The following is a 13188-nucleotide window of genomic DNA, read 5'->3' as shown; positions in this document are numbered from 1 at the left end:
CTATGTCGGACATGGTTCAGGCAACTGCGGCCCCTGCGGCCGCGCGTGTCAGCGACACCTATCGCTGGACGCAACTCGCGATCGGCGTCGCCGCGATGGTGATGATCGCAAATTATCAATACGGGTGGACATTCTTCGTCCCCGACATCCAGAAGAAATTCGGATGGGATCGCGCATCGATCCAATGGGCCTTCACGCTGTTCGTGCTGTTCGAGACCTGGCTGGTGCCGGTCGAAGGCTGGTTCGTCGACAAATACGGTCCGCGCATCGTCGTGCTGGTCGGCGGCATCCTCTGCGCGCTCGGCTGGGCGATCAACGCGCAGGCGACGACACTGAACGGCTACTATCTCGGCATGATCATCGCCGGCATCGGCGCCGGCGGCGTCTATGGCACCTGCGTCGGCAATGCGCTGAAATGGTTTCCGGACAAGCGCGGACTCGCCGCGGGCATCACCGCTGCCGGCTTCGGCGCAGGCTCGGCGCTCACGGTCGCGCCGATCCAGGCGATGATCAAGGACTCCGGCTTCCAGACCACCTTCCTCTACTTCGGTCTCGGCCAGGGCATCATCATCGTGCTGCTCTCCTTCTTCCTGCTGGCGCCGAAGGCCGGACAGGTGCCGGCCGTCGTGGCGAATGCCAATATCATCCAGACCCGGCGCAACTATCAGCCGACCGAAGTGCTGCGGCAGCCGATTTTCTGGCTGATGTACTTCATGTTCGTGATCGTCGGCGCGGGCGGCCTGATGGTGACCGCGAACCTGAAGCCGATCGCGGTCGACTGGAAGGTCGACAGCGTGCCGGTCACGCTGATGGCGGTGACGATGACGGCCGTGACCTTCGCGGCGACCATCGACCGCGTCCTCAACGGTCTGACGCGTCCGTTCTTCGGCTGGATCTCCGACATGATCGGCCGCGAGAACACGATGTTCATCGCCTTCGGCATGGAAGGCATCGGCATCTGGATGCTCTACCTCTGGGGACACGACCCGGTTTGGTTCGTGCTGCTCTCGGGCTTCGTGTTCTTTGCCTGGGGTGAGATCTACTCGCTGTTCCCCTCGACCTGCACCGATACGTTCGGCGCCAAGTTCGCCACCACGAATGCGGGCCTGCTCTACACCGCGAAGGGCACCGCGGCGCTGCTGGTGCCGATCGCCAACTACATGCAGCAATCGTCGGGTAACTGGGACAAGGTGTTCATCATCGCGGCAGGCGCCAACATCCTCGCCTCACTGCTCGCGATCGCCCTGCTCAAGCCCTGGCGAAAAATCGTGGTCGCGAAGTCCTCGGCTACGGCTTAAGCAACCGCCCTCCACCATCGCTTGCGAAGCGCCCGGTCAAAAGCCGGGCGCTTTTCGTTTTGCCGTTAGAAAGAGGCCATCCGGAGCGGCGCGTCGAAGGGCAGATTTGCTGCGTTGCAGCAGAACGAAGGGCTTGCTTTCTGGAATATAGTATACCAACTTCCGCCGCGCGCTTGCGACGATACGCCACAATAATTGCGACACTCGGTCACAAGACCAGCGCGCTCGGGAGGACTTGATGGTTTCCAGCAATACTGCCGTCACACAAGCTCAACCTTCGTCCAGCGGCTTCCGCTGGCTGCAGCTCGTCATGGGCATCGTCTGCATGGCGATGATCGCGAACCTGCAATACGGCTGGACGCTGTTCGTCGATCCGATCGACGGCGCGCACCACTGGGGCCGCGCGGCGATCCAGTTCGCCTTCACGATCTTCGTGGTGACCGAGACCTGGCTGGTGCCGGTCGAGGCGTGGTTCGTCGACAAATACGGCCCGCGGCTCGTCATCATGTTCGGCGGCATCATGATCGCGCTCGCCTGGGTGTTGAACTCCTATGCCGACTCGCTCGCCTTGCTCTACACCGCCGCGGTGTTCGGCGGCATCGGTGCCGGCGCGGTGTACGGCACCTGCGTCGGCAACGCGCTGAAGTGGTTTCCCGATCGCCGCGGCCTCGCCGCCGGCGCAACCGCGGCCGGCTTCGGCGCCGGCGCCGCGCTCACCGTGGTGCCGATTGCAAAGATGATCGCCGCGAGCGGCTATCAGACTGCGTTCTTCGATTTCGGCATCGGACAGGGATTGATCGTCTTCCTGCTTGCCTTTTTCATCCAGCCGCCCGCGGTCTCGATCCCGCCGAAGAAGAAGCAGCTCAATCTGCCGCAGACCAAGGTCGACTTCACGCCGCCTCAGGTGCTGCGCAGCCCGATCTTCTGGGTGATGTATCTGGTGTTCGTGATGGTCGCCGCCGGCGGCCTGATGGCGGCGGCGCAGATCGCACCGATCGCGCACGACTACAAGATCGCGAACACGCCGGTCACGCTCGCCGGCTTCCAGATGGCCGCGCTGACCTTCGCGATTTCGCTCGACCGGATCTTCGACGGTTTCGGACGGCCGTTCTTCGGCTGGGTCTCCGACAATATCGGCCGCGAGCACACCATGTTCATCGCGTTCGGCACCGGCGCGCTGATGCTGCTCACGCTGTCCACCTGGGGTCACAACCCGGTGGTGTTCGTGCTGGCGACCGCGGTCTATTTCGGCGTGTTCGGCGAGATCTACTCGCTGTTTCCGGCGACCTGCGGCGACACCTTCGGCTCGAAGTTCGCGACCACCAACAACGGCATGCTCTACACCGCGAAGGGCACCGCAGCGCTCTTGGTGCCTGCCGCCAGCATCGTTGCCGCCAGCTATGGCTGGCAGGCGGTATTCGTGATCGCGGTCGCCCTCAACGCCACCGCGGCGCTGATGGCGCTGTTCGTGATCAAGCCGATGCGCCGAGCCTTCATCAACGGCAACGAGCCTGCCGCCGCGGAAGAGACCGCGACGAGCGCTAAAACGGCTTAACAAGACGGCTTAACAAGACGGCTTGGCTAAAGACCACCCGATCAGGACCGCTTGGTCCCGACATTTCCCCGGAGACTGATGGAGGCGCATTTCGGTGCGCCTCTTTTCTTTTGCCAAGGTAGGGATGCCAGATACCAAAACGCTTAGCGCGCCAGATCGCCCTCGCCGCTCACAATCGTCGGAAATGTCAGCAAACCTGCCTATTTAAGCTGTTTCCTGATGGTAGATTCCTGCGACAGTCACGTTGACAATTGGCATTTTGTATACCAGACTCCAGTCAACGATAACCAAGGAGGTTGCCATGCAAGTCGGAGATATCCTGCGCAAGAAGACCCCCCGCGTCGCCACAGTGCGCATGAACGAGACGGTGGCGATCGCCGCGCAGCTGATGCGCGCCAGCAATATCAGCGCGCTCGTGGTCAAGGATGTCGTTCGCACCGAGGGCAACACCGCCGTCGGTATGTTCACCGAGCGCGACGTGGTGCGCGCGATCGCCGAGCACGGTGCGGCCGGCGCAAGCATGAAGGTGTCGCAGTTCGTCTCGGTGCAGCAGCTTGTCTCGTGCACATCGAGCGACACGCTCGAGCACATCCGTCATCTCATGACCAAGCACCACATTCGCCACGTGCCGGTCATCGACAACTACAGCCTGATCGGCGTCGTCAGCATGCGCGACATCGCCGCCGCGTTCGACGAGGAGACCGCCGCGTCGAAGAAAGACGCCGTGCCGGCGTAACAGCGCCTTCTTTGCCTTGATCTCAGCCAGGCGCTGCGTGTTCGATCACGAGCGCCTGAACAGATGACGAAAGATTTCCGTCCCGCCCTCGCCTGACCGCCGCGGCCTGTCATTTCCGCATGGGCGCGCCGCAGGTCGCCGGTAGACAATTGCCGGACAGGACTGCATCCTTCCCTCGACATCCCATAACAACACCGTGCGCCACCGTCCGCGTCACGGAAAATTCCGATGGAAACGAGGGCAGAATGATCAAGACACGTTTCACCGAGATGTTCGGCGTCGACCACCCGATCGTGCAGGGCGGCATGCAATGGGTCGGGCGCGCCGAATTAGTTGCGGCCGTCGCCAATGCCGGCGCGCTCGGCATGATCACCGCGCTGACGCAGCCGACGCCGGACGATCTGCGCAAGGAAATCGCGCGCTGCCGCGAGCTGACCGACAAGCCGTTCGGCGTCAACCTGACCATCCTGCCCGCGATCAAGCCGCCGCCCTACGCCGAATACCGCCAGGCCATCATCGAGAGCGGCATCAAGATCGTCGAGACCGCCGGCAACAAGCCGCAGGAACATGTCGACGAGTTCAAGAAGCACGGCATCAAGGTGCTGCACAAATGCACCAGCGTGCGCCACGCGCTGTCCGCCGAGCGGATGGGCGCCGACGCGATCTCGATCGACGGCTTTGAATGCGCCGGCCATCCCGGCGAGGACGACACCCCCGGCCTGATCCTGATCCCCGCCGCCGCCGACAAGGTGAAGATCCCGATGATCGCCTCGGGCGGCTTCGGCGATGCGCGCGGCCTGGTCGCTGCGCTCGCGCTCGGCGCCGAAGGCATCAACATGGGCACGCGCTTCATGTGCACCAGGGAGAGCCCGATCCACCAACTCGTGAAGGAACGCATTGTCGCCAATGACGAGCGCGAGACCGAGCTGATCTTCCGCACCATGCGCAACACCTCGCGCGTCGCCAAGAACGCGATCTCGACCAAGGTCGTGCAGATGGAAAAGGAAGGCGCCAAGTTCGAGGATGTGCGCGAGCTGGTCGCCGGCGCCCGCGGCAAGATGGTCTACGCGTCAGGCGATGCCGACGAAGGCATCTGGTCGGCCGGCCAGGTGCAGGGCCTGATCCACGACATTCCGTCCTGCGCCGAGCTGGTGTCGCGCATCGTCCACGAAGCGGAAGCGATCATCCGTGAGCGGCTGGAAGCGATGATGTCCGGCGCCAAGCGTCAGGCCGCGGAATAGGCGTTTTGATCGCGCGCTGCTCAATCTCCTCATCCTGAGGAGCTTGCGAAGCAAGCGTCTCGAAGGATGAGGCCACAGTCGGGCCTCATGGTTCGAGACGCGCGAAGACGCGCTCCTCACCATGAGGATTCAGACCGAAGGGAATGCCCCCATGAAAGCCTATGTCTACGGAGCCAACGGCCCTGAAATCACGGACGTCGCCAAGCCCGTGCCGAAGGGCACCCAGGTGCTGGTCAAGGTCCATGCCTGCGGGCTGAACCGCGCCGATCTCGGCATGACCAAGGGCCATGTCCACGGCGCGGCCGGCGGTGTCGGCACCGTGCTCGGCATGGAATGGGCCGGGGAGGTCGCCGAGCTCGGCCCCGATGCCAAGGGCGTCAAGGTCGGCGACAAGATCATGGGCTCCGGCGGCGCGGCGTTCGCCGAATACACGCTGGCCGATCACGGCCGGCTGTTCCGCGCGCCCTCGAACATGAATTTCGACGAGGCCGCAACCCTGCCCGTCGCGCTCGCCACCATGCACAACGCCGTCGTCACCAACGGCGCGCTGCAGCCGGGCCAGACGGTGCTGATCCAGGGCGCGAGCTCCGGCGTCGGGCTGATGGCGATGCAGATCGCCAAGCTGAAGGGCGCCAGGCTCGTGGTGGGCTCATCGACCGACGCGATGCGGCGCGGCCGGCTGAAGGAGTTCGGCGCCGATCTCGCGGTGGATTCCAAGGATCCCGGCTGGGTCGATCAGGTGCTGCAGGCGACATCAGGCGAAGGCGTCGACCTGATCGTCGACCAGATTTCCGGACCGGTCGCGAACCAGAACCTCAAGGCGACCAAGGTCAAGGGCCGCATCGTCAATGTCGGCCGGCTCGGCGGCACCCATGGCGACTTCAACTTCGACCTGCATGCGGCGCGCCGCATCCAGTATATCGGCGTCACCTTCCGCACCCGCTCGATCGAGGAGATCCGCGAAATCTTCGACGAGGTGCGCAAGGACATCTGGCCCGCGGTCGAGGCACGCAAGCTGCAGCTGCCGATCGACCAGGTCTACAAATTCGCCGACATCGGCAAGGCGTTCGAGCACATGGAAGCCAACAAGCACCTCGGCAAGATCGTGGTGACGCTGTAGCAGCAGGCTCCGGCGATTGTCATCGTCATTGCGAGCGAAGGGCGGATCAGCGAAGCGCAATCCGCCCTCTCTTGTCGGATGCAACGGCGGATGATGCCGGAGCCTGTCATCAGGCTGCGCTTCGCGCGGACCCGGCGGGCTGATCCGCGCCTGCTACGTGCCACGCCCTGGCTCTTTCGCGTGCGGTGTTCAACCGACCGGTCCGGGAATCCAATAGTCCCCCGCAAGCGGGCTGACCTTGACGCCGCCAATGACTCCAAGCTCCAGGCTTGGATCGAAGTAGCGCATCGTCCGCTCATTGAGGTCAATGATGCGGCCGGGCCGTAGCGGCCCCACGTCATTTATCTTCACGATGACCTTCTTGCCGACAGCCTCGACGAGGGCATATTTCGGCCTCGCGCCAAATTGGACCCCACCAAACTTCCGACGCAAACTCGTTTTGATGGCGGCCGCCCAGACCGAGTGATCATAGCGCTCGCCGGAGGCTGTGCTCGGACCACCCTCCTCCTTGCCGGGCTTGAACGGATTGTACATGGATGCCGCGCCAACGATTGCATCCCCACACGCGGCATTGACGACGGCGCTTGAATGAACCGCAGCGATTTCACTTCGAGCAGCGGTGCCAGAAAAGGCGAGCGCAACCAGGGCGCCGCAAATCGCGGCGCTCGAGCCGAACAGCATCATAACTCCTTGATTGATTTTCTTCGATCGTCCGGTTCCCGATGCCGCAAAACATGGTCAAGCGAACGCGGAGGCGCTAACTCGTGCCAATTCCTTGCGGATTCGTGCCAATTCCGGCGACGGAACCGTTATGAGAACCAGGCGGTTCTCACACAGCGTTTTCAGTTTCTCGCCCGACTAAGACAGAGAATGCGTCAGCAAAATGACTGAATGGAGCTGTCTTCGACAGCGCATGACCAGCATATCGGCGTCACCTTCCGCACCCGTTCGATCAGGGAGATCCGCGCGATCTTCGGCAAGGTGCGCAAGGACATCTGGCCCGCGGTCAAGGCGCGCAAGCTGCATCTGCTGATCGACCAAATCTACAAATTCGCCGACATCGGCAAGCCGTCCGAACACACGGAAGCAACAGTCACCTCGGCAAGATCGTGGTGACGCTGTACTCGGCGCGCACGGCTGCGTAGGATGGGCAGAGCGAAGCGAAACCCATCGATGTATCCGTGCAGCGAGATGATGGGTTTCGCTTCGCTCTACCCATCCTACAGCTACCGCGTTGATCCGCCCTACGTGCTCGGTCTCACCTGCGTGATGGCGACGCCGGAGATCGCGAGCAGTCCGCCGACAACCAGATTCGGCGTCACCTGGTCGCCAAGGAACAGCACGCTGAAGATCAAGGCGAACACCGGAAGCAGCAGACCGAAGGGTGCGACGCGGGCCATGGAGCAGCGGGCGATCAGCCAGAACCACAGGCCGAACCCGACAATGCCACCGATGAAGACGGTGTAGGCGAGCGCCAGCCAGCCCCGTTGATCCGCAGTGCCAAGGCTCGCCAGCTGTCCGTATTCCAGCAACAGCGACATCAACATCACCTGCGGCACGGTGAGCAGCGACGACCATCCCATCAACATCAGCGGATCGAAAGGGCCGTAGCGTTTCGTCAGGACGGTGGACACCGCGAATGCGAAGGCAGCGGCAACCACGAGCAGCAGCGGAAGCACGTTGGCCGACAGCCCCGGCCCCGCCGCCAGCACCACCACGCCGGCGAACGCCAGTACCACGCCGGCGGATGTGATGAGGGACGGCCGCTCCGCGAGCAGCGGCCAGGCGAGCAGCACGGTGAAGGGCGGAGCGAGTTGATAGGCGACCGCCGACATGCTTCCCGAGCCGAGCCCGAGGCCGACATAGAACAGCCCGAAGTTCAGTCCGCCGAGGAAAACCGAAATAGCCGCGACAGGGCCGAACTGTTGGCGTGTCGGCCTTCTGACGAACGGAACAAGCAGCAGCGCGATGGCCAGGAAGCGCAGCGCGAGGAAGAACAGCGGCGGAAACTCGGTGACGCCGACCTTGATGACCACGAACTGATAACCCCAGAGCAAGGGAACGGCCACCGCGCAGACGATCTGGATGGCGGACATGGAATCTTTCCTTTCAAGACCGATCGGTCCATATATCGGCGCGCCGATCGCGCAGACGTCCAGAGGACATCAAGGGTCATTCCAACAGTTGCTTATTTGATGAAGCGATCAAGCAGCGCGTCGGCAGTGGCTTGCGACGTGGTGCGCGCCGGCGCCGTTTTGGCGACCACGCGCAGCCCCCAAAGGAAACAGATCAGAATTCGGGCGGCACTCGAAGGCTCGACGCCAGCGGCCAATCTGCCCGCGGTCTCCGCACGGGAAAATGCGTCCGCCACCCTGGCCTCCATGATCTTGAAGAAGCTCGCGAAGCGACGGCCAACCTCGGCATCCTGGCCAGCCAGCTCCATCGCCGTCGCCACCAACAGGCAGCCGCGCCGGCCATTGGCACCGCACGCGCGTTCAACGTAGCCGGCGAGATAGGCTCGCAGGCCGTCGACCGGATCTCTGCGGGGGTCGAGTTCATCATCCATCCGCGTCAGGGCATCGGCAATGTAGCGATCGAGCGCGCGCAGAAAGAGCGAGTGCTTGTCGCCGAAAGCGGCGTAGAGGCTGCCGCGCGAGAGCTTCGTCGCACGCAGCAGGTCCGGCAGCGCCGTAGCGTGATAGCCGCGCGACCAGAACACATTCATGGCGCGCTCGACAGCGGCCTCCATGTCGAAGCTTCGCGGGCGCCCACGGGGCGACTGCATGGCGGTTTGGCGGCTCATTGCCGATATATAGACCGATTGGTCTTTAAATAGCAAGTGCCGGCTTCGGATAACAACCCGGCGGGTCCGTAGGATGGGTAGAGCGAAGCGAAACCCATCAATTGCATCCGCACGCCGAGATGATGGGTTTCGCTGCGCTCTACCCATCCTACGATACGCGTCGAGATGGCATTCGACACGACGAGCGATGCAGCGCGCACCCGGCATTCCCTCCGCCCTCTTGTTTCAGGGCGAAACGATTGTGCAAAGCTCGGGCGGACCGCGCCGCGAGAATGCGGATGTCTGCTCCGGATGTCGCGCACATCTAGCGTCGTCCTGGCGAAAGCCAGGACCCATTACCCCGAATGCGAGTCATGACGCGATGCAATTGCACCAGCTCACTTCAACAACACAACCCTGTGGTTATGGGTCCTGGCTTTCGCCAGGACGACGGCATGATTTTGGCGCAAGGATGCAATTGCAACTGAGTGGCGATTGCGCGTGGCGAATGACACTTGATGTTCACCAACTCCCTGCTACACCGCCGCCCATGAGCTCTTCAAAGACCAGCGCACCCTCCACCAAGACATCCGTCGCCGCGATCTCGATCCTCGCCAGCGGCAGCATGGCGGTGGCGAAGTTCGTCGTCGGCATCGCGATCGGATCGCTGGCGCTGATCTCCGAGGCGCTGCACTCGTCGATCGACCTGGTCGCCACCATCATCACCTGGGCGGTGGTGCGGGTGTCCGACCAGCCAGCCGACGCCGAGCATCATTACGGCCACGGCAAGTTCGAGAGCGTCTCGGCGCTCGGCATCATCGCTTTGCTCTATGTGCTGGCCGGCGGCATCCTGGTCCAGGCCTATAGCCACCTGCGCGAGGGCGCGCCGCCGCCGTCGATCTCGGCCATTCCCTTTGTCGTTCTGGTCATCGATATCGGCGTCAATCTATGGCGGGCCCGCGCGCTGCACCGCGCCGCGCGCGACACCAAGAGCCAGGCGCTGGCCGCCGACGCGCTGCATTTCGCCTCCGACGTGATGGGCTCGACCGCCGTCATTGTCGGCCTGGTGCTGGCCGGCTTCGGCTTCTGGTGGGGCGACGCCGCGGCGGCGATCGCGGTCGCGGTGATGATCGCCCTGCTCGGCCTGCGCATGGCGCGCGAGACGGTCGAGACCCTGCTCGACCGCGCGCCCGAAGGCGCGCTGGAAAAGGCCACCGCCGCTATCAAGGCCGTGCCGGGGGTGGTCGATGTCGACCGCCTGCGGGTCCGCATGGTCGGCGCGACGCATTTCATCGATGCCATCGCCAAGGTGCCGCGCACCTACCCGATCGACCGCGTCGAGGACATCAAGCGCAGGGCGCAGGCGGCGGTGACCAAGACGTTCGGCGACGCCGACCTCACCTTCACCGCGGTGCCGGTGGCGCGCGACAATGAGAGCGTGCGCGAACGCATCATGGTGATCGCGCGCAATTCCGGCCTCGCCATCCACCACGTCACGGTGCACGATATCGGCGGCAAGCTGATCGTCGGCATCGACCTCGAGGTCGACGGCGACATGGCGCTGGACGCGGCGCACGACATCGCCCACGAGCTCGAGCGCGCGATCCGCGAGGACTTTGGCGAGGACGTCGAGGTCGACACCCATATCGAGCCGCTCGAGCCGGAACTGCCGTGGGGAACCAACGCCGCGCCCGATCGCGTCGAGGCCATCAAGGCGGCGCTGACCGGCTTTGCCGATGGCGGCGCGATCCATGACATCCACAATGTGCGGGTCCGTAACACCGACGCCGGCGAGATCGTCAACTTCCATTGCCGCGCCCGGCCTTCGATGAGTGTGATCAAGGTGCACGAAAGCGTCGACGAGATCGAACGCAAACTGCGTCGTGCGTTCCCCACCGTGAAGCGTGTGATCAGTCACGCCGAGCCGACGCGCGCGTAATTCTACGGAGCCGTTCCTGTTTCGGACTCACTTTGCGCCGCCTGATTCTGTTTTGGACAAGAATTATTTCGCATTAACGAATCGTTGACTCTCGACAGTCCCGGAAATCTGGATTCAAATGATCATGATTCGGATGCATCGTGGGGAGCATCCGAACCGGGTAAAAAATCAGCTTAGAGCGGGGGTCTAAGGCATGGCGCGCGCGCATGCAGCGAACGCGTGCGTCCAATCCGATTCGATCAAGGGATTGGCGCAGTCGATCGCGAAACCGGCCTATCACAGGCTCTTGACGGCCGAGCCTGCACTGCGCCGCGCTGTCCCTACCCTCATCATCGCCTTCCTCATCACGATCTGCCTCGGCGCCTTCGTCCAGGTGATCGACCAGAACCGGCAGAAGCGCGGCGCGATGAAGCGCGACCTTGCCGCGCTCTCCGACATCCTCGCCGAGCGCCTCGATCGCCTGACCTCGGTGCGGCGCGACCGGCTCGCCAACATCGAGCGGATGCAGGAACTGCTGCCGGACCTGATCCCGTCCTGGGGCATCGCCTATGGCCGCCACGTCATCATCACCAGCGCCGATCACCGCGTGTTGGCGCGTGTGCCGGTCGATGGCGCCGGCGAGAACGACCGCATCCTCGACATCGTCTCCACCGCGCAGCTGCTCGTCGCGCCCGGCCAGCAGGGCACGGTCAGCGACATGACGCTGCCCGGCGGCACCGGCGCGCTGGCGATCTCGCAGCTCGTCAAGTCGCTGCCCGGCCAGGTCGTCGTGATCCAGGAGATGAACGAGCCGATCTGGGGATCGGACGCCGCGCTCTCGGTGACGCTGTCGGCGACCACGAGCTTCGTGGTGCTGATCCTCGGCTTCGCGTTCCACTGGCAATCGACCCGCGCCCGCGAGGGTGACCTGATCAACGACGCCGTGCGCGGCCGCATCGACACCGCGCTCAACCGCGGCCGCTGCGGATTGTGGGACTGGGACCTGTCGCGCGGCCGGATCTTCTGGTCGCAGTCGATGTTCACCCTGCTCGGCCTCGACACCCGCAACGACCTCCTCACCTTCGGCGAGGTCAACGCGCTGGTGAATTCGGACGACATCAACCTGTTCGACATCGCCGACCAGCTGATCTCGGGCAAGATCGATCACATCGACCAGAGCTTCCGCATGCGCCATGTCGGCGGCCACTGGATCTGGCTGCGGGTGCGCTGCGAGCTCAGCCACGCCGCCGCCGACGGCGGCCTGCATCTGATCGGCATCGCGGTCGACATCACCGAACAGAAGAGCCTCGCCGAGAAGTCGGTGGAAGCCGATCTCAGGCTGCGCGACGCGATCGAGACCATTCCGGAGGCTTTCGTGCTCTGGGATGCCGACGACCGCCTCGTGCTCTGCAACTCGCACTTCCAGCGGCTGCACAAGCTGCCCGATTCCGCCGTCAGCCCCGGCACCTCCTACGAGACCGTGATCGAGGTCGGCAGCATGCCCGAGGTGCGCACCCGCCTGCACGAGAGCGGCGTGCCGGCGCCCGGCGCCCGCACCTTCGAGGCCCAGCTCGACGACGGCAGCTGGCTGCACATCAGCGAGCGCCGCACCAAGGACGGCGGCTACGTCTCCGTCGGCACCGACATCACCCGCATCAAGGCGCACGAGCAGAAGCTGGTCGACAACGACCTGCGCCTGCGCGCCACCGTGATCGACCTGCAGCGCTCGCAAGCCGAACTGGAACGGCAGGCCGTCGAGCTCGCCGACCTCGCCGAAAAATACTCGCAGGAAAAGACCCGCGCCGAGGACGCCAACGCCGCGAAGTCGAAATTCCTCGCCAATATGAGCCATGAGCTGCGCACGCCGCTCAACGCCATCATCGGCTTCTCCGAGATCATGGGCTCTGGCCTGTTCGGCACGCTCGGCTCGGACAAGTACGCGGAGTACTGCCACGACATCCTGACGTCGGGGAAATACCTGCTCGAGGTCATCAACGACATTCTCGACATGTCGAAGATCGAGGCCGGCCGCATGAAGTTCGACATGGAGCCGCTCGACCTCTCCGGCATCCTCGCGGAGTCGCTGCGGGTGGTCTCCGGCCGCGCCGAGCACAAGGGATTGTCGCTGGAATCGGATATCGAAAGCACGATCTCGGTCGTCGCCGACCGCCGCGCGGTCAAGCAGATCATCGTCAACCTGCTCTCCAACGCCGTGAAGTTCACGCCCGACCACGGCCGCGTGCTGGTGCGCGGCCAGATGCTGGATGACTCGATCGTGCTCCTGATCGCCGACAGCGGCATCGGCATCGCGCCGGAATCGCTGCGCCGGCTCGGCAAGCCGTTCGAACAGGTCGAGAGCCAGCTCACCAAGAGCTACCAGGGCTCCGGTCTCGGACTTGCGATTGCGCGCTCGCTCACCAATCTGCACGGCGGCTCGATGCGGCTGCGCTCCAAGCTCGGCGTCGGCACCGTCGTCCGCGTCACGCTGCCGCGCGATCCGCGGTCCCTGCAGACGAAGCTGTCGGAAGCGGCCTGACA

11 protein-coding genes are annotated in these 13188 nt (G+C 63.9%); 8 read left to right on the top strand and 3 right to left on the bottom strand.

The window, feature by feature from the left end; translation table 11 throughout:
- Window positions 1–2: 2 nt before the first annotated feature.
- The 5 genes from oxlT (ACVWYP_RS19750) (at window position 3) to ACVWYP_RS19730 (ending at window position 5950) form a co-directional block, all read left to right on the top strand.
- Window positions 3–1298 carry an oxalate/formate MFS antiporter gene (oxlT, locus tag ACVWYP_RS19750; protein ID WP_304499483.1) on the top strand — a complete coding sequence of 432 codons (1296 nt, stop codon included), beginning with the start codon at window positions 3–5 and terminating at the stop codon, window positions 1296–1298.
- 238 nt (window positions 1299–1536) lie between these two features.
- Window positions 1537–2853 (top strand): oxalate/formate MFS antiporter, encoded by a 1317-nt coding sequence (oxlT, locus tag ACVWYP_RS19745; protein WP_304499482.1) that lies wholly within the window; start codon window positions 1537–1539, stop codon window positions 2851–2853.
- A 301-nt stretch (window positions 2854–3154) separates the two neighbouring features.
- Entirely contained in the window at window positions 3155–3589 is a 435-nt protein-coding gene (locus ACVWYP_RS19740) for a CBS domain-containing protein (protein ID WP_028331534.1), read from the top strand.
- Between the two features lie 245 nt (window positions 3590–3834).
- Complete coding sequence (locus tag ACVWYP_RS19735) at window positions 3835–4830, top strand: NAD(P)H-dependent flavin oxidoreductase (RefSeq protein WP_168858126.1); 996 nt, start codon at window positions 3835–3837, stop codon at window positions 4828–4830.
- 151 nt (window positions 4831–4981) lie between these two features.
- Complete coding sequence (locus ACVWYP_RS19730; RefSeq protein WP_304499481.1) at window positions 4982–5950, top strand: zinc-binding dehydrogenase; 969 nt, start codon at window positions 4982–4984, stop codon at window positions 5948–5950.
- 189 nt (window positions 5951–6139) lie between these two features.
- On the opposite strand, the gene ACVWYP_RS19725 is transcribed toward ACVWYP_RS19730, so the two are convergent.
- Window positions 6140–6634, bottom strand: a complete 495-nt coding sequence (locus ACVWYP_RS19725) for a septal ring lytic transglycosylase RlpA family protein (RefSeq protein ID WP_304499480.1) — start codon at window positions 6632–6634, stop codon at window positions 6140–6142.
- A gap of 207 nt (window positions 6635–6841) precedes the next feature.
- Between ACVWYP_RS19725 and ACVWYP_RS19720 the strand changes: the two genes are divergently transcribed.
- The gene (locus tag ACVWYP_RS19720) at window positions 6842–7066 is read left to right on the top strand and encodes a hypothetical protein (RefSeq protein WP_439711170.1); all 225 of its coding nucleotides are present in this window, start codon (window positions 6842–6844) and stop codon (window positions 7064–7066) included.
- A gap of 128 nt (window positions 7067–7194) precedes the next feature.
- Here ACVWYP_RS19720 and ACVWYP_RS19715 read toward each other — a convergent pair whose 3' ends face one another.
- Together ACVWYP_RS19715 and ACVWYP_RS19710 are read right to left on the bottom strand one after the other, a co-directional pair.
- A complete protein-coding gene (locus ACVWYP_RS19715) occupies window positions 7195–8046 on the bottom strand; it encodes a DMT family transporter (protein WP_304499479.1) in 852 nt (283 codons plus the stop codon).
- 92 nt (window positions 8047–8138) lie between these two features.
- A complete protein-coding gene (locus ACVWYP_RS19710) occupies window positions 8139–8735 on the bottom strand; it encodes a TetR/AcrR family transcriptional regulator (protein ID WP_304499478.1) in 597 nt (198 codons plus the stop codon).
- 547 nt (window positions 8736–9282) lie between these two features.
- On the opposite strand from ACVWYP_RS19710, the gene ACVWYP_RS19705 reads away from it, so the two are divergent.
- Both ACVWYP_RS19705 and ACVWYP_RS19700 read left to right on the top strand, forming a co-directional pair.
- Window positions 9283–10671: a cation-efflux pump gene (locus ACVWYP_RS19705; protein WP_028345250.1), complete on the top strand. Its 1389-nt coding sequence runs from the start codon at window positions 9283–9285 to the stop codon at window positions 10669–10671.
- 193 nt (window positions 10672–10864) lie between these two features.
- Window positions 10865–13186 (top strand): sensor histidine kinase, encoded by a 2322-nt coding sequence (locus ACVWYP_RS19700; protein ID WP_304499477.1) that lies wholly within the window; start codon window positions 10865–10867, stop codon window positions 13184–13186.
- Window positions 13187–13188 lie beyond the last annotated feature (2 nt).

This window comes from Bradyrhizobium sp. USDA 3262, from assembly GCF_054060035.1.
This window is presented reverse-complemented; position numbering and strand designations above follow the sequence as displayed.

What these genes read in the sequence shown, in the direction of transcription:
- ACVWYP_RS19735 (WP_168858126.1), top strand. Translation starts at nt 3,835, where the DNA reads ATGATCAAGACACGTTTCACCGAGATGTTCGGCGTCGACCACCCGATC.
- ACVWYP_RS19740 (WP_028331534.1), top strand. Translation starts at nt 3,155, where the DNA reads ATGCAAGTCGGAGATATCCTGCGCAAGAAGACCCCCCGCGTCGCCACA.
- ACVWYP_RS19720 (WP_439711170.1), top strand. Translation starts at nt 6,842, where the DNA reads ATGGAGCTGTCTTCGACAGCGCATGACCAGCATATCGGCGTCACCTTC.
- oxlT (WP_304499482.1), top strand. Translation starts at nt 1,537, where the DNA reads ATGGTTTCCAGCAATACTGCCGTCACACAAGCTCAACCTTCGTCCAGC.
- ACVWYP_RS19705 (WP_028345250.1), top strand. Translation starts at nt 9,283, where the DNA reads ATGAGCTCTTCAAAGACCAGCGCACCCTCCACCAAGACATCCGTCGCC.
- ACVWYP_RS19700 (WP_304499477.1), top strand. Translation starts at nt 10,865, where the DNA reads ATGGCGCGCGCGCATGCAGCGAACGCGTGCGTCCAATCCGATTCGATC.
- ACVWYP_RS19725 (WP_304499480.1), bottom strand. Translation starts at nt 6,634, where the DNA reads ATGATGCTGTTCGGCTCGAGCGCCGCGATTTGCGGCGCCCTGGTTGCG.
- ACVWYP_RS19730 (WP_304499481.1), top strand. Translation starts at nt 4,982, where the DNA reads ATGAAAGCCTATGTCTACGGAGCCAACGGCCCTGAAATCACGGACGTC.
- ACVWYP_RS19710 (WP_304499478.1), bottom strand. Translation starts at nt 8,735, where the DNA reads ATGCAGTCGCCCCGTGGGCGCCCGCGAAGCTTCGACATGGAGGCCGCT.
- oxlT (WP_304499483.1), top strand. Translation starts at nt 3, where the DNA reads ATGTCGGACATGGTTCAGGCAACTGCGGCCCCTGCGGCCGCGCGTGTC.
- ACVWYP_RS19715 (WP_304499479.1), bottom strand. Translation starts at nt 8,046, where the DNA reads ATGTCCGCCATCCAGATCGTCTGCGCGGTGGCCGTTCCCTTGCTCTGG.